At 72.1% G+C, this 14,783-nt stretch carries 13 protein-coding genes; 10 read left to right on the forward strand and 3 right to left on the reverse strand.

Going from position 1 to position 14,783, the window contains the following annotated elements:
• Window positions 1-324: 324 nt before the first annotated feature.
• Window positions 325-2,574 carry a cell division protein PerM gene (locus tag ABCR83_RS26190; protein WP_462697655.1) on the forward strand — a complete coding sequence of 750 codons (2,250 nt, stop codon included), beginning with the start codon at window positions 325-327 and terminating at the stop codon, window positions 2,572-2,574.
• Window positions 2,575-2,686: 112 nt separating this feature from the next.
• Here the strand turns inward: ABCR83_RS26190 and ABCR83_RS26195 are convergent, their stop codons facing one another.
• Window positions 2,687-3,469 carry a hypothetical protein gene (locus tag ABCR83_RS26195; protein ID WP_462697656.1) on the reverse strand — a complete coding sequence of 261 codons (783 nt, stop codon included), beginning with the start codon at window positions 3,467-3,469 and terminating at the stop codon, window positions 2,687-2,689.
• A gap of 312 nt (window positions 3,470-3,781) precedes the next feature.
• Between ABCR83_RS26195 and purN the strand changes: the two genes are divergently transcribed.
• Both purN and purH read left to right on the forward strand, forming a co-directional pair.
• Complete coding sequence (gene purN, locus ABCR83_RS26200; RefSeq protein WP_462697657.1) at window positions 3,782-4,411, forward strand: phosphoribosylglycinamide formyltransferase; 630 nt, start codon at window positions 3,782-3,784, stop codon at window positions 4,409-4,411.
• 11 nt (window positions 4,412-4,422) lie between these two features.
• Entirely contained in the window at window positions 4,423-5,994 is a 1,572-nt protein-coding gene (purH, locus tag ABCR83_RS26205) for a bifunctional phosphoribosylaminoimidazolecarboxamide formyltransferase/IMP cyclohydrolase (RefSeq protein WP_462697699.1), read from the forward strand.
• Window positions 5,995-6,052: 58 nt separating this feature from the next.
• Here purH and ABCR83_RS26210 read toward each other — a convergent pair whose 3' ends face one another.
• On the reverse strand, window positions 6,053-6,640 hold the full coding sequence (locus ABCR83_RS26210) for a hypothetical protein (RefSeq protein WP_462697658.1): 588 nt from the start codon (window positions 6,638-6,640) through the stop codon (window positions 6,053-6,055).
• Window positions 6,641-6,898: 258 nt separating this feature from the next.
• On the opposite strand from ABCR83_RS26210, the gene ABCR83_RS26215 reads away from it, so the two are divergent.
• The 3 genes from ABCR83_RS26215 (at window position 6,899) to ABCR83_RS26225 (ending at window position 9,572) form a co-directional block, all read left to right on the forward strand.
• Window positions 6,899-7,786, forward strand: coding sequence for a bifunctional methylenetetrahydrofolate dehydrogenase/methenyltetrahydrofolate cyclohydrolase (locus tag ABCR83_RS26215; RefSeq protein WP_462697659.1), 888 nt, complete (start codon window positions 6,899-6,901; stop codon window positions 7,784-7,786).
• On the forward strand, window positions 7,776-8,198 hold the full coding sequence (locus ABCR83_RS26220) for a DUF3017 domain-containing protein (RefSeq protein ID WP_462697660.1): 423 nt from the start codon (window positions 7,776-7,778) through the stop codon (window positions 8,196-8,198). The genes ABCR83_RS26215 and ABCR83_RS26220 overlap by 11 nt, the downstream gene beginning before the upstream one ends.
• A 159-nt stretch (window positions 8,199-8,357) precedes the next feature.
• Window positions 8,358-9,572: an NADP-dependent isocitrate dehydrogenase gene (locus ABCR83_RS26225; protein ID WP_462697661.1), complete on the forward strand. Its 1,215-nt coding sequence runs from the start codon at window positions 8,358-8,360 to the stop codon at window positions 9,570-9,572.
• An 84-nt stretch (window positions 9,573-9,656) separates the two neighbouring features.
• Here ABCR83_RS26225 and ABCR83_RS26230 read toward each other — a convergent pair whose 3' ends face one another.
• On the reverse strand, window positions 9,657-10,097 hold the full coding sequence (locus tag ABCR83_RS26230; protein ID WP_462697662.1) for a hypothetical protein: 441 nt from the start codon (window positions 10,095-10,097) through the stop codon (window positions 9,657-9,659).
• Between the two features lie 320 nt (window positions 10,098-10,417).
• Between ABCR83_RS26230 and ABCR83_RS26235 the strand changes: the two genes are divergently transcribed.
• The 4 genes from ABCR83_RS26235 (at window position 10,418) to ABCR83_RS26250 (ending at window position 14,771) form a co-directional block, all read left to right on the forward strand.
• The gene (locus ABCR83_RS26235; RefSeq protein ID WP_462697663.1) at window positions 10,418-11,197 is read left to right on the forward strand and encodes a helix-turn-helix domain-containing protein; all 780 of its coding nucleotides are present in this window, start codon (window positions 10,418-10,420) and stop codon (window positions 11,195-11,197) included.
• Complete coding sequence (locus ABCR83_RS26240; RefSeq protein WP_462697664.1) at window positions 11,194-12,132, forward strand: helix-turn-helix domain-containing protein; 939 nt, start codon at window positions 11,194-11,196, stop codon at window positions 12,130-12,132. The genes ABCR83_RS26235 and ABCR83_RS26240 overlap by 4 nt, the downstream gene beginning before the upstream one ends.
• Before the next feature lie 321 nt (window positions 12,133-12,453).
• Window positions 12,454-13,611, forward strand: coding sequence for a helix-turn-helix domain-containing protein (locus ABCR83_RS26245; protein ID WP_462697665.1), 1,158 nt, complete (start codon window positions 12,454-12,456; stop codon window positions 13,609-13,611).
• Between the two features lie 170 nt (window positions 13,612-13,781).
• Window positions 13,782-14,771, forward strand: a complete 990-nt coding sequence (locus ABCR83_RS26250; RefSeq protein WP_462697666.1) for a malate dehydrogenase — start codon at window positions 13,782-13,784, stop codon at window positions 14,769-14,771.
• The last annotated feature ends 12 nt before the right edge of the window (window positions 14,772-14,783 follow it).

Below are 14,783 nucleotides of genomic sequence, written 5' to 3' on the forward strand. Positions count from 1 at the left end.
GGGGCGCCCCCCCGGGGGGCGCCCCCCCCCCCCGCGGGGGGGGGCCGCCCCCCGGGGGGGGGGCGGCCCCCCGCCCCTCCTGGGGGGGGGGCGCGGGGGTTCTCGCCGCGGGGGGGGGCCACCCCGCGGCCGCGCGCGCGCCGCCCCGCCGCGCGCGCGCCGGGCTCACGGCCGGCGTCGCGCCACCGCGGCCCGGGGCCCCCCACCCCCCCCGGGGGGGGGCCCCACGCCCTTTCCGGCTTTCAGGCCGAACCTCCTGAACACGACACGACGGTCATTTGCCGCTACCCGCCCGAAAGGCGCGTTGTTGGCAGCATGGCCCTCGTGACCCAATATGCCCACGACCCGCCGTTGCCTTCGCGCCCCCGGTCCGCGGCGCGCGGTCCCTCCGCGACAGGCACGGCGATCTTCGCCGGCGCGGTCGCCGCGGGCCTGGGACTCGGAGTCTTCGCCACCGCCGTACTCGCCCTGTGGATCGTCTCCCCGTACCCCGACAGCGGCCCGGCCGGGGCGCTGCACATCGCCACCGACCTCTGGCTGCTGGCCCACGGCGCGGACCTGGTACGGACCGAGACCGCCACCGGGGTGGCTGCCCCGATGGGACTCACCCCGCTACTGCTCACCGTGATCCCCTGCATGCTGTTCTACCGCGCCGCACGCCAGGTGCCGCTGCTCGTCGAGAGCACCGGCGGGACAGCGGGCGCCGACGACGCGGCAGCCGTCCAAGCACCGGAAGGCGCCCGGGCCCTGGAAGGCTCCGCCCGGGACCGGGAGTACGCCGAGTACGCCGAGTACGCCGAGGAACTCTGGGCCTCGGCGAGGGGCTTCAGCACCATGGACAACCCCGCCCCGCCGCTGCCTCCCCGCACCGCGTTCGCCGCCCTCCTCGGCGGATATCTGCTGGTGAGCGCGGCCGCCGCGCTCTATGCCTCGTCCGGGCCGATGCGCGTGGAGCCCCTCAGTGCGCTGTTGCACCTGCCGCTCGTCGCCGCCGGATCGGCCGGCGCCGGGGTGTGGATGGCCGCGGGTTGCCCGGGATGGACCCCACCCGCACCCATCCGCCGGGTCCTCCGTGTGCTGCCCGGGCGCGTCCGGGGGTGGTTCACCCGCCCCCGGCTCGGCGCGGTGGCGCGGGCCGGGGCGGCGGGCACGGTCGTGCTCCTCGGCGGCGGGGCGCTGCTGCTGGCCGTCTCCCTGGCCGTCCACGCCGGTGCGGCGCACGAGGCCGTCACCCAGCTGGCGGCGGGCTGGTCGGGCCGGGTGGCGGTGGTGCTGCTGAGCGTGGCGCTGGTGCCCAACGCCGTGGTCTGGGCGGCGGCCTACGGGCTGGGGCCGGGCTTCACGGTCGGCGCGGGCAGCATCGTCGCCCCGGTGGCGGCCGCCCGGCTGGGGACGCCCGTCCGTCCGGTACTCCCGCGCTTCCCGCTGCTGGCGGCGCTGCCGGCGGAGGGCAACGCCAGCCCGCTGGTACTGGCGGGCCTTGGCGTGCTGTCGGCGGCGGTGGGTCTGGCGATCGCGTGCGCGGCGGTGCCGCGCCGGCCCGCCCTGGTGGGCCGGCGCGAGGTCGCCGCGATCGCCTTTCTCGCCGCGCTGGTCTGCGCGGCCCTGGCCACCCTCCTCGGCTATGCGGCGGCCGGTCCGCTGGGCAGGGCAACCCTTGCGCACTTCGGTCCGCCGTACCGGTTCATGGGCGCGGCCTGCCTCGCCTGGACGGTCGCCATCGGCGTTCCGGGCGCCCTGGTCGTACGCCGGCGCCGTCGCGCCGAGCTGCGCGCCGCCGCGCGGGCCGCAGGTGGCCGCGACGCAAGCTGGTGGCGCCGTACCGGCGTTGCGCTGGGCCTGGACGTCCCCGTCCCGGAACCGCCCCCGGAACCCGCCCCGGAATCAGCGCCCGAACCGGAGCCGGTGCGCGCGCCCCGCAGGTCCTGGTGGTGCGGCTTCGCCGGCTGGCTGGGCTTCGCGGCGAGTGGCGGTGACAGCGGTAGCGGCGGTGGCAGTGGCAGCGGCACTGAGGCCACGACCGGCCAGCGCGCGACCCGGCAGCCCCTGCCTGAACGGCTCGAACAAACCGCACAGCTCGAACAGCTCGAAGCGGCCGAAGCGGCCGAGGGGGTCGAACGGCCCGAGGAGGCCGAGGAGGCCGAGGAGTCAGAACACCACCCCGTGACGGAAGCCGCTGCCCAGGACGCTTCGCAAGCTGCCCCGCCGACGCCGGCCGTCGCCTATGAACCCGACGTCCTGCCGGTTCTCCCCGTGCACGGCGCCGTTCTCGGCCCCGATGCCAAGGCCGCCCCACCGCGTCGTCGGCGTCGCTGGTGGCAGCTGCCCAAGGAGGTGCGGAAGGCAAGACGGGCGGTGCGAAGAGAAGCGCGGAGGACGAGGAAGCGGGCCCGCCACGCGGCGGTGCCCCGGCCCGCGCACTCCGCGCAGGCCGATGACCACCCGGACTCCGGCTGGCACAACACCGGCGCCCGGCAGGTCCGCTGGGCCGCGCTCAAGGATTCCGGCGGCGGCCTGATGCCCGACTTCGAATCCCGGGACCCGGCCCGGCCGCTCGACGACAGCCGGGGCTGACCCAAGGGCCCGAAGGCCCGGAAGACCCGAAGGCCCGGAAGACCCGAAGGCCCGGAAGACCCGAAGGCCCGGAAGACCGAAGGCCTGGGAGCCCGAGGACCCGAAGCCCCGCTCAGTCCTCCGCGCTCAGCAGCGGCCGGAGCTGCTTCGGCAGATGGGTCTCGCACGACTGGCGGGCCGTCTGCGTCAGGGCGTCGTCCACACAGGTGTAGTAGTCGCGGTAGACCAGCTGGAAACCGAAGGTGGACACCACGATCGCCAGCGCCAGCCCGCCCATGACCAGCCCGCTCACCGCCGCCGTCACCTGGGGCCGGAAGCCGCCCGGCGGCGGTGCCGGAGCGTTGGCGTCGCGCGGCCCGGCCTTGGCGCGCAGCGCGCTGACCCCCCAGTAGACGGAGAGGGCACCCAGCAGCAGGGCCACCTCGGGAAGGCTGAAGAGGGCGAAGAAGAACCCCCACAGGCCGGCGAGCAGCGCATAGCGCGCCCGGCGCTGGGCCGGGTCGGCGGGATCCCAGCGGGGACCGCCGCCCGAGCCGTTCGAGGGGTCCTGGCCGCCGCCCTGCGGACCGCCGAAGCCGCCGTTGTGCCGCCCGGGCTGGCGGCTGCTCCACTGGCTGCCCCACGCCGGCGGCTGCTCCGGCTGACCGGGCTCCTCCCCGCCGCCGCCCTGCTCCTCGGGCCGACGGGGCTGCCACGGCCGGTCGGGACCGCCCTCCGGCGGCGGTGCGAACGGGTTGTCCCGCCGGTCCTTCCGCTCGTCCTGTTCCCGGGTGGCCACCCAGGCCTGCCGGGGAGCGTCCCCGGGCGTCGGGTGGGCGCTCGCCCGCGCCGCTCCCACGGCGGACGCGGCGGGCAGCGGGAGGCGGTGAACCGCGTGGCGGCGTCGGTCCGGCATGTGGAGTGTGTCTTCCCCTGGGATGTCGTCTTTGTTGCGTCCTGCACATCGAGCGTACGGGTGCGCGCGCGGTTCACCGGAGCCGTCGGGCGTCCGCGTCCGTCCCTTGGGCGTCCGTACCGGCGTCGCACTTCGGCTGTGCGGCGCTTCCCCAGACGCTACCTTCCGCACGCGCCCCCGTCCCGTGGGGGCCGATCCGGGTGCCGGTATCGTTGCTGGCGGTCGGCGGCTTCGTAGGGTCCCCCGTATTCGGGGACCCCGCTGTCTCGTACGACCATACAAACCGCACCGCCCGCGAGAAAGGGCCCTGCCGTGGCCTCGCCGCCCCCTGCCCCCACCCGCATCGTCGTGCTGGTCTCCGGTTCCGGTACGAACCTGCAGGCCCTGCTGGACGCGATCGCCGCCGACCCGGACGGCTTCGGTGCCGAGCTCGTGGCCGTGGGTGCCGACCGCGACGGGATCGCCGGGCTGGAGCGCGCCGAGCGCGCGGGGCTGCCGACCTTCGTCTGCCGGGTGCGGGACCATGCCACGCGCGAGGCATGGGATGCGGCGCTGACCCGGGCGACGGCGGCCTATGAGCCGGACCTGGTGGTCTCGGCGGGCTTTATGAGGATCGTGGGGAAGGAATTCCTCCGGCGGTTCGGCGGTCGCGTCGTCAATACGCACCCCGCCCTGCTGCCCAGCTTTCCCGGAGCCCATGGCGTGCGCGATGCGCTCGCCTACGGCGTGAAGGTCACCGGGTGCACCGTCCATTTCGTCGACGACGGCGTCGACACCGGCCCGATCATCGCCCAGGGCGTGGTCGAGGTCCGTGACGGGGACGACGAAGCCGCTCTGCATGAGCGGATCAAGGAAGTCGAGCGACAGCTGCTCGTCGAAGTCGTGGGGCGTCTGGCCCGGCACGGCTACCGCATTGAGGGACGAAAGGTACGGATCCAGTGACCGCCGAAGGTATGAAGCGGCCCATCCGCCGGGCGCTGATCAGCGTCTACGACAAGACGGGGCTCGAGGAGCTGGCCCGTGGGCTGCACGAGGCGGGCGTCGAGCTCGTCTCCACCGGCTCGACGGCCGCGAGGATCGCGGGCGCGGGCGTCCCGGTCACCAGGGTCGAGGAGCTGACGGGCTTCCCCGAGTGCCTGGACGGGCGGGTCAAGACGCTGCACCCGCGCGTCCACGCGGGGATCCTCGCCGACCTGCGCCTCGACTCGCACCGGGCCCAGCTCGAGGAACTTGAAGTGCGCCCCTTCGAGTTGTTGGTTGTCAACCTCTATCCGTTCCGCGAGACCGTCGCCTCCGGCGCCTCGCCGGACGAGTGCGTCGAGCAGATCGACATCGGCGGTCCGTCGATGGTCCGGGCCGCCGCCAAGAACCACCCCTCGGTGGCCGTGGTGGTCGACCCCGGCCACTACGGTGCGGTGTTGAAGGCCGTCACGGACGGCGGCTTCGACCTCGCCGCCCGCAAGCGGCTGGCCGCCGAAGCGTTTCAGCACACGGCCGCATACGACGTGGCGGTGGCCAACTGGTTCGCCGAAGGCTACGCCGCCGACGAGGGCCCCTGGCCCGACTTCATCGGCGTCACCTACGCCCGCAAGCAGGTCCTGCGCTACGGCGAGAACCCCCACCAGCCCGCCGCCCTCTTCACCGACACATCGTCCATCAGCGGCTCCGCCGCGGGCGGCAAAGGCCTCGCCCACGCCGAGCAGCTGCACGGCAAGGAGATGTCCTACAACAACTTCGTCGACACCGAGGCCGCCCGCCGCGCCGCGTACGACCACACCGAGCCCGGTGTCGCGATCATCAAGCACGCCAACCCCTGTGGCATCGCGGTCGGTTCGGATGTCGCCGAGGCACACCGCAAGGCGCACGCCTGCGATCCGCTGTCCGCGTTCGGCGGCGTGATCGCCGTCAACCGCCCGGTGTCCAGGGCGATGGCCGAGCAGGTCGCCGAGATCTTCACCGAGGTCATCGTCGCCCCGGAGTACGAGCACGGTGCCGTCGAGGTGCTGGCGCGCAAGAAGAACATCCGCGTGCTGCGCTGCGCCGACACCCCCGCCGCGGGCGGCGAGTCCCGGTCGATCGAGGGCGGGGTGCTGCTCCAGGCCAAGGACCGCCTCCAGGCCGAGGGCGACAACCCGGCCAACTGGACGCTCGCCACCGGCCAGGCGCTGTCCGCCGCCGAGCTCGCCGAGCTGGCGTTCGCCTGGAAGGCTTGCCGCGCGGTGAAGTCCAACGCCATCCTGCTCGCCAAGGACGGTGCGACCGTCGGCGTCGGCATGGGCCAGGTCAACCGCGTCGACTCCGCGAAGCTGGCCGTCCAACGGGCCGGTGCGGAGCGGGCGCACGGCTCGTACGCGGCCTCGGACGCGTTCTTCCCCTTCCCGGACGGGCTGGAGGTGCTGACCGCCGCGGGCGTCAAGGCCGTGGTCCAGCCCGGTGGTTCGGTCCGGGACGAGCAGGTGGTGGAGGCCGCGAAGGCGGCGGGCGTGACCATGTACTTCACGGGCACCCGCCACTTCTTCCACTGATGCGGCGAAGGCCGCACCCCGTCGAGAGGGTGCGGCCTTCGGCCGGGGCTCGGTGTGCTCAGTACCGGGGGCGCTGGAACCACTGCGCCGAGGCCTGCTTGGCGCAGAAGACGATCACCAGGATGGACATCACGAGCACCAGCACGCCGAGGCCGTAGACGAACGAGGTGAAGAATCCGCTGATGATGCCGAACGACGTATAGACGATCGAGCCGACCCGGACGCCGTTGCCGCCCTTGCCGTAACGCGCTGCGAGGATGAAGCCGATGATCGCGAAGATCGCGGCCAGCACACCCAGGAAAACAAAGACGCCCTTGCCGACGTTGAAGACCGTGTCCGCGTCCACCTCGTCACCGTTCGCGGTGCGGATGGTGCGCTCGGTGTTCTTGTGGGCCGCGTCGTTGATCACGGCGATCATGGCGATGAACACGCCCGCCAGGACCACATGGACGGAGGCGATGGCGAACATCATGACCCGCGCGGCCTTGGTGAGGCCCGGCATCTCGCTCATATACGCCGCCGCCGGGTAGCCACCGGCGGCCTGCGGGAACGGCGCGTACGGCTGGCCGGGCTGCTGCGGGTAGGCGTAGCCGGGCGCGGGCTGCTGGGGCTGCCCGTAGGGGTTGTGCTGGTCGCCGAAGCTCATGATGGTGAAGTTCCTCCGTTGGTCGTGCGGGGACGTACGCGGACAACCGGAGGTGATTGAGCGGCCTGCCTCCCCCGTCACCGCCCGCGGCACTGGATATGCATCGTGATTGCCCTCTTGACTTTTGTCCAGCCAGTACCCCTCGGCGATGCCCAAGCGCCGCGCGACCGTGATCTCGATGAACTCGATGTGCATTCGACCACCGCGGTGAGTCCTCCGGATTGGAACGACCGCCGCCGGATCCAGGAGTATGGAGCCATGACCGCCCAGATTCTCGATGGCAAGGCCACCGCGGCCGCGATCAAGTCCGAACTCATCACCCGCGTGGAAGCGCTGAAGGCCAAGGGCAGCACGCCCGGCCTGGGCACCCTCCTCGTCGGCGACGACCCCGGCAGCACCTGGTACGTCAACGGCAAGCACCGCGACTGCGCCGAGGTCGGCATCACCTCGATCCGCCGCGAACTGCCCGCCACCGCCACCCAGGAGGAGATCGAGGCGGTCGTCCGCGAGCTCAATGACGACCCGGAGTGCACCGGCTATATCGTTCAGCTCCCGCTCCCCAAGGGCATCGACACCAACCGGGTGCTGGAGCTGATGGACCCGGCCAAGGACGCCGACGGCCTGCACCCGATGAGCCTCGGCCGGCTGGTGCTCAACGAGACCGGGCCGCTGCCCTGTACCCCGTACGGGATCATTCAGCTGCTCCGCCACCACGGGGTGCGGATCGACGGCGCGCATGTGGTGGTGGTCGGCCGCGGCATCACCGTCGGCCGTTCGATCGGCCTGTTGCTGACCCGCAGGTCCGAGAACGCCACGGTCACCCTCTGCCACACCGGTACCCGTGATCTGCCCGCCCAGCTGCGCCAGGCCGATGTCATCGTCGCCGCCGCCGGCGTGGCCCGTCTGATCAAGCCGGAGTACGTCAAGCCGGGCGCCGCCGTGCTGGACGTCGGGGTCAGCCGGAACGGCGAGGGCAAGATCGTCGGCGATGTGGACCCAGGGGTCGCCGAGGTCGCCGGCTGGCTCTCCCCGAACCCCGGCGGAGTCGGCCCGATGACCCGCGCACAGCTGCTGGTGAATGTGGTGGAGGCCGCCGAACGCGCAGCCGCCGCCCCCCTTGGTGAACAGCGTGCCGATGGGCGCTGAACCCGGCCGGGCCCCCAAGCCCCGCCGCAGATCGCGCCGCTTCCCGCAGATCACCCGGGACACCGCCCGGCCCGAGGGCGGCGGGCGTGCGGCGCCCGGGGGCGCCCCCGCGCCCGCGCGGCAGTGGCCGCTGCTCCTGGTGCTGGGGCTGGTGGGCCTGGGGCTGCTGATCGTCGCGCTGGACGGCTTCCGGATCGGGACGCTCCTGATCGGCATCGCACTGATCGGTGGTGCGGTGCTGCGCTGGATGCTGCCGTCCGTCGGCATGCTGGCCGTGCGGTCCCGGTTCACCGACATGTTCACCTATGGCGGGCTGGGGCTGGCGATCCTGCTGCTGGCCCTGATGGCGCAGCCGCATGCCTGGCTGAAGATCCCGTTCCTGGACGACGTGCTGCACTTCACGGTCTATTAGGGCGGTCCAACAGCATGCGGTCTACCGGCATGAGGGCGATCTGTCAGTGGTCCATCAGGCGCGGGAACCGTCGGAGGCGGGGCCGCCGGACGGGCTGAAAATTCGGCCCGTCCGGCGGCCCGGACATTCGGTGCGGGGCGGACGGGGGAGGATCCGCTCATGACCAAGATCAAGGTTGCCAACCCCGTCGTCGAGCTCGACGGCGACGAGATGACCCGGATCATCTGGCGGTCCATCAAGGACCGGTTGATCCTGCCGTACCTCGAGGTGGAGCTGAAGTACTTCGATCTGGGCATCGAGCACCGCGACGCCACCAATGACCAGGTCACGGTCGATGCCGCCCATGCCATCAAGGAGTACGGCGTCGGCGTCAAGTGCGCCACGATCACTCCGGACGAGGCGCGGGTCGAGGAGTTCAACCTCAAGGCGATGTATCGCTCGCCCAATGGCACCATCCGCAACATCCTCGGTGGGGTGATCTTCCGCGAGCCGATCATCATGCGGAATGTGCCGCGGCTGGTCCCCGGCTGGACCAAGCCGATCGTCATCGGCCGTCATGCCTTCGGCGACCAGTACCGCGCCACCGACCTGAAGGTCCCGGGCGAGGGCACCCTCACCATGACCTTCCTCCCCAAGGACGGTTCCGAGCCCATTGAGCTCGAGGTCTTTGAATTCCCGGGCCCCGGTGTGGCGCTGGCGATGTACAACCTGGACGATTCGATCCGCGACTTCGCGCGGGCCTCATTCCGATATGGCCTGGCCCGTGACTACCCGGTCTATATGTCCACGAAGAACACGATCCTCAAGAAGTACGACGGCCGCTTCAAGGAGCTCTTCCAAGAGGTGTTCGACGCCGAGTTCAGGCCCGAGTTCGAGGCCAAGGGCCTGACCTATGAGCACCGTCTGATCGACGACATGGTCGCCGCGGCCCTCAAGTGGCCGGGCGGCTATGTCTGGGCCTGCAAGAACTACGACGGTGACGTCCAGTCCGACATCGTCGCGCAGGGCTTTGGCTCGCTGGGCCTGATGACCTCGGTCCTGATGTCCCCCGACGGCCGGACCATCGAGGCCGAGGCCGCGCATGGCACCGTCACCCGGCACTACCGCCGGCATCAGCAGGGCAAGCCGACCTCGACCAACCCGATCGCCTCGGTCTTCGCCTGGACCCGCGGCCTGGCCCACCGCGGCAGCCTGGACGGCACCCCCGAGGTCACCGCGTTCGCCCAGGCGCTGGAACAGGTCTGCGTGCAGACCGTCGAGGGCGGCCGGATGACCAAGGACCTGGCACTGCTGATCGGGCCCGAACAACCCTGGCTCAGCACCGAGGAGTTCCTGACGGCGCTGGACGAGAACCTGCGCAAACGGATGGCCTGACCGCACGGTGACCTGACCGCACGGTGAACGGCGGCCCGTCCTCTCCCCCGTGAGAGGACGGGCCGCCGGGTCTCGGCGCACGGCCTAGTAGTGGTAGGTCCAGGCCTTGGCGTACATGGAGTGCAGATGCGGGCCCGACTCCTCCAGCTTGAGGTAGGCCGCCTCGCCCGCCCGTACCCGGGGGACATCGAGCCGTTGCTGCTCACCGTCGTGGCAGTACACCGGCTTGGTCCAGTCCGTCATGGCGTGCTTTCCATCGGTGTGCATGACCCGGGCCCTGATCTTCTCGCCGTCGTGGCCCCAGCAGCCGAAGTTGACGGAGAGGTTGTTCATGTCCGGGACGAAGTCCGGGGTCGACCACCGCTTGGCCGCGCCGTGGGTGCCGCCCCACAGGTAGTGCCAGCCCTGGGCTCCCTGGGCTCCGGTGGCCGAACTCTGCGCCGCCTGGGCGGGGGCCGCGATCGCGAGCCCCGCGCCGAGGGCGAGGGTCGCCGCGGCGGCGGCGATGCTCCTGCGTGCGTTCATGGTGTGATTCCTCCCCGTTGCGATGACGGGCGGCACGGGGTGGACCGCGCCGCCCGGCTTGCACCACTGACTCTGATGCGCCACTTCCCCAACGGCCAGCTGATCGCCGGGAATTGGGTCATCATGGGACGTCCCACGCTCTGACCTGCGCATCCGACGGCCCTGAAGACGTCGTGGTGGGACGGCGGGGGATGGCGGCACTGGCCGGAACTCGCCCTCGCCGCCGGCTCTTCCGCGAACCGGTGCCCAAGCATCGCCATGATGTGCGGCATAGGAGGCTCGTCGCCTCCGGTGACTCTGTGACGCGTATGGGGTGGAACATGTCGCGTTGGAAGGAACTGCCCGCCTCGCTGGACCAGCGAGTGCGTCAACTCGTCGTACAGCTCAGAAGGCTCAAGGACCGCAGTGGGCTGAGTCTTGCCGCGCTCGCGGCCAAGACCTCCTACAGCCGTTCCTCCTGGGAGCGGTACCTCAATGGCAGGCAGCTGCCGCCGAGCGAGGCCGTGGAGCAGCTGGCGCGGGTGTGTGCCGCCGACCCGACCCGCCTGCTGGTGCTGCATGAACTCGCGAGCGAGGCATGGTCCGTCGAAACAGAGGCCGAAACGAAGGCCGAGTCCGAGGCGGAGGGCGCGCCGGAGGACGCGGCCGGGACCGACCCGGCGCGGGGTGTCGGCCGCCGGCGGACCACGGTGATCGTCGCGGCGGTGGCGGTGCTGGTGGTCGCCCTGGCCGTCGGGCTGCTGGTCGCCCGTCCCTGGCAGGACGACGACGCAAAGGCCGACGGCGCGGCGAGCGGCAACAGCCAGGCCCCGTTCGTCTTTGTGCAGCGCCGGGCCCACCCCTGCGAGGTGAAGCGCCAGGACGGGGAGTTGCGGGTCGGCTACAGCCCGACCCGCACCCAGCTGATGGACACCAACAGCACCGGCTGGGAGGTCCTTGAGGCCCAGTGCCTGCTGCGGTACCACGGCTTTGACCCCGGCATAACCGACGGCTCCTACGGCGAGCGGTCCAAGGCGGCCGCCAAGGGCTTCCAGCAGGCCCGCGGCCTGGTGGTGGACGGCATCGTCGGGCCGGACACCTGGAAGGAGTTGCGCAAGTGAGCGGTGAGCGCCACCTTCCCGCCGAGTGCGCCCGGCTGGCCGGGGAGCTGCGCGAGTTGCGGGGACGTACGGGGCTGAGCCTGGCCGCGCTCGCCGAGCGCACCCCGTACAGCAAGTCGTCCTGGGAGCGCTATCTCAACGGCAAGAAGCTGCCGCCCCGGCAGGCCGTGGAGACGCTGTGCCGACTGGCGGACGAGCCGGCCGGACGGCTGCTGGCGCTGTGGGAGCTGGCGGAACAGACCTGGAGCGGACGCGCCGGAGCGGCGGCCCCGGCCGGGCCCGTCGCGGAGGACGCCGGTGAGTCCGGCGGTGATCCCGCCGGTGAGTCCGCGGGTGACCCCGCAAATCCCGCAGGTGAGGCCGCCGGTGACGCCGCCGGCGGGCCCCAGGCGGGGGGTCCGCGGCGGGTGTTCGGCCGGGCCGGGAAGACCTTCGTCATGTCCGGCGCCGTCGCCGTGGCCGCGGCGGTCGCGGTGCCGCTGTTCCTGATGGCCGATGGGCACGCATCCGGCGGTGGCACGCCCGGCAGCGCCGCGGCCACCTCTCCCTATCCCCAGTCGTATGCGCCCGGCTGCACCGGCGAGGAGTGCGAAGGTGCCGATCCCGCTCAAATGGGGTGCGGCGCACAGGGCTTGGTGGACACGCTCCTCACTCATACGGCTGCCGGTGGCCGGCGGCTGGAGATCCGGTACAGCGCCCGGTGCGGGGCGGTGTGGGTGCGCGCCATGAGGCTGCGCCTCGGCGACCGGGTCCGGCTGTCCCTGCCGGGCGCCGACACCAAGGAGATCAAGGCCGTCGGCCAGCGGGACACGGAGGTCTATCTGTCGACCGCGATGACGGCGACCAGGGATCCCGGCGGGGCGCGGGTCTGTCTGCTGCCCGCCGCGGGCGGCGGGCCCGACTGTGCCACCGCGCCCGGTGCTCAGGATCAGTGAAGGAGAAATTCCGGATCAAGCCTCCAGCTGCGCTTGTGGCGCGGAAGTGACCATTCCGGCATGAGGTCTCCATTCTGTACCAAAGCGACCGCAGCTGTGCCACGGTGGCCGGATCTCATCGGCGGACGCGTGCCCGACGGCCGCAGGGGCGTGCGCCCCTTGACCTTGATCAACCCCAAATGCCACCGTGCGCCGCCCTGTTGGGAACTGACATGCTGAGTTGGGACATCCCCGTGGGTAACAGGTAGTGAGGCTGTGAAGGGGCGTTGCGGAGCGGCACGGGGAGCACCACGGTTGGTGTCGGGGGACAAGGGGAGGGCAATGCCTCGTTGGAGGGCACTACCGGACGAACTCGACCCGCAGGTCCGTGAGTTCGCCGAACAGCTGCGCAGGCTGGTCGAGCGCAGCGGGCTGAGTATCGGCGCCGTCGCGGACCGCACCGGATACAGCAAGACCTCGTGGGAGCGCTATCTGAACGGACGGCTGCTGCCGCCGCGCGGTGCGACCGAGGCCCTGGCCGAGGCGACCGGCACCAACGCCGGTCACCTGGGCACCCTGTGGGAGCTGGCCGAGCGGGCCTGGAGCCGCGCCGAGCTGCGGCACGATGTGACGATGGAGGCGGTCCGGGTGGCCGAGGCGCGTGCCGCGCTCGGCGAGTCCGGCCCGCCACGGCAGTCCGCGAAAGCCGCCGAGCCCTCGAAAGCCGCCGAGCCCGCCAAGGCCTCGAAACCCGCCAAGGCCGCGCAGGCCCCGGGGGCTTCGCCGGCCCGGGAGCGGGATCCACAGGCCACGGCCCGTACCACCACGGCCCGTACCACCGCCCTCCGCAGCGAGGGCGCCCGGCAGCGCAACCGGCCGCCGGAGCGGCCCCGCTCGGCGAGATCGTCCGAGGTGGATGTACGGGACAAGGCCATCCCCCTGGACCCCGACGGCCGTTCACGCCGCCCGCGCCGCCGTACGGCCGTGCTGTTTGTGATCGGCGCCGTCGGCACCTGCCTGGTGATCGTCGCCGCCGTGCTGCTGCTCCGCGACGGCCCGGACGGCTCGAAGAAGACGGATCTGCTGCCCACCCCCGCCACCCCGAGCGGCTCCATCGGCACGTCCGGCGTCCCGGCCGGGGTGAAGTGCACGGGCGGCGCCTGCACCGGCAAGGATCCGGAGTCCATGGGCTGCGGCGGACAGCGCGCCACCTCGGCGGGTTCCGCGACGGTCGGCACCGCCTATCTCGAGATCCGCTACAGCAAGGCCTGCGCCGCCGCCTGGGCCCGCATCACCCAGGGTGCCCCCGGGGACACATTCCGGGTCAGTGCGGCGACGGTCACCGGAAGCGGCCGGATACAGCGGGGGACGGACGGCCACACCACCATGGTCGCGGTTTCGGCCCCGGGCGAGGCCCGGGCCTGCGCGGTGCTCGCCTCCGGCCGCCGGGGCTGCACGGCGCCGCACCCGGCGGCGTCCGAGCCGGTGACGGAGGGGTGAGCACCTGGCGGGCACCCGGCGAGCACCTGGCGGGCGCCGGGTGAGGCGTCCCACACCGGGTCGGCCGTACGGGGCGGGCCGGGTCGGATAGCCTGACGCCGGATCTCTTGACACCGAGGTCCGCACACATGGGCAGGGACACCCACCCCAGTTCGCAGCAGGAGATCGCCATGACCCGCACTCCCGTCAATGTCACCGTCACCGGCGCGGCCGGCCAGATCGGCTATGCGCTGCTCTTCCGCATCGCCTCCGGCCACCTTCTCGGCGCGGACGTGCCGGTCAAGCTGCGACTGCTGGAGATTCCGCAGGGGCTCAAGGCGGCCGAGGGCACCGCGATGGAGCTCGACGACTGCGCCTTCCCGCTGCTGCGCGGCATCGAGATCACCGACGACCCCAATGTCGCCTTCGCCGGCGCCAATGTCGCACTGCTGGTCGGCGCCCGTCCCCGCACCAAGGGCATGGAGCGCGGTGACCTCCTCGAGGCCAACGGCGGCATCTTCAAGCCGCAGGGCAAGGCCATCAACGACCACGCCGCGGACGACATCAAGGTCCTGGTCGTCGGCAACCCGGCCAACACCAACGCCCTGATCGCCCAGGCCGCCGCCCCGGACGTACCGGCCGAGCGCTTCACCGCGATGACCCGCCTCGACCACAACCGCGCGGTCTCCCAGCTGGCGAAGAAGGCCGGTGTCCCGGTCTCCGAGATCCGCCGCCTGACCATCTGGGGCAACCACTCCGCCACCCAGTACCCGGACATCTTCCACGCCGAGGTCGCGGGCAAGAACGCCGCCGGGGTCGTGAACGACGAGGCATGGCTGGCCGACACCTTCATCCCCACCGTCGCCAAGCGCGGCGCCGCCATCATCGAGGCCCGCGGCGCCTCCTCGGCCGCCTCGGCCGCCAACGCCGCCATCGACCACGTCCACACCTGGGTCAACGGCACGGCCGAGGGCGACTGGACATCCATGGGCATCCCCTCGGACGGCTCCTACGGCGTCCCGCAGGGCCTGATCTCCTCCTTCCCGGTCACGGTGAAGGGCGGCAAGTACGAGATCGTCCAGGGCCTGGAGATCAACGACTTCTCCCGGGCGCGGATCGACGCCTCGGTGAAGGAGCTCGAGGAGGAGCGCGCCGCGGTGCGCGAGCTCGGCCTCATCTGACCTGAGCTGTAG

It is taken from the genome of Streptomyces xingningensis, assembly GCF_054957865.1.

Bases quoted from the DNA above. Each gene is read 5' to 3' on its own strand.
- ABCR83_RS26195 (WP_462697656.1), bottom strand. From the start codon at position 3,469: ATGCCGGACCGACGCCGCCACGCGGTTCACCGCCTCCCGCTGCCCGCC.
- purH (WP_462697699.1), top strand. From the start codon at position 4,423: ATGAAGCGGCCCATCCGCCGGGCGCTGATCAGCGTCTACGACAAGACG.
- ABCR83_RS26210 (WP_462697658.1), bottom strand. From the start codon at position 6,640: ATGAGCTTCGGCGACCAGCACAACCCCTACGGGCAGCCCCAGCAGCCC.
- ABCR83_RS26215 (WP_462697659.1), top strand. From the start codon at position 6,899: ATGACCGCCCAGATTCTCGATGGCAAGGCCACCGCGGCCGCGATCAAG.
- ABCR83_RS26220 (WP_462697660.1), top strand. From the start codon at position 7,776: ATGGGCGCTGAACCCGGCCGGGCCCCCAAGCCCCGCCGCAGATCGCGC.
- ABCR83_RS26225 (WP_462697661.1), top strand. From the start codon at position 8,358: ATGACCAAGATCAAGGTTGCCAACCCCGTCGTCGAGCTCGACGGCGAC.
- ABCR83_RS26230 (WP_462697662.1), bottom strand. From the start codon at position 10,097: ATGAACGCACGCAGGAGCATCGCCGCCGCCGCGGCGACCCTCGCCCTC.
- ABCR83_RS26235 (WP_462697663.1), top strand. From the start codon at position 10,418: ATGTCGCGTTGGAAGGAACTGCCCGCCTCGCTGGACCAGCGAGTGCGT.
- ABCR83_RS26245 (WP_462697665.1), top strand. From the start codon at position 12,454: ATGCCTCGTTGGAGGGCACTACCGGACGAACTCGACCCGCAGGTCCGT.
- ABCR83_RS26250 (WP_462697666.1), top strand. From the start codon at position 13,782: ATGACCCGCACTCCCGTCAATGTCACCGTCACCGGCGCGGCCGGCCAG.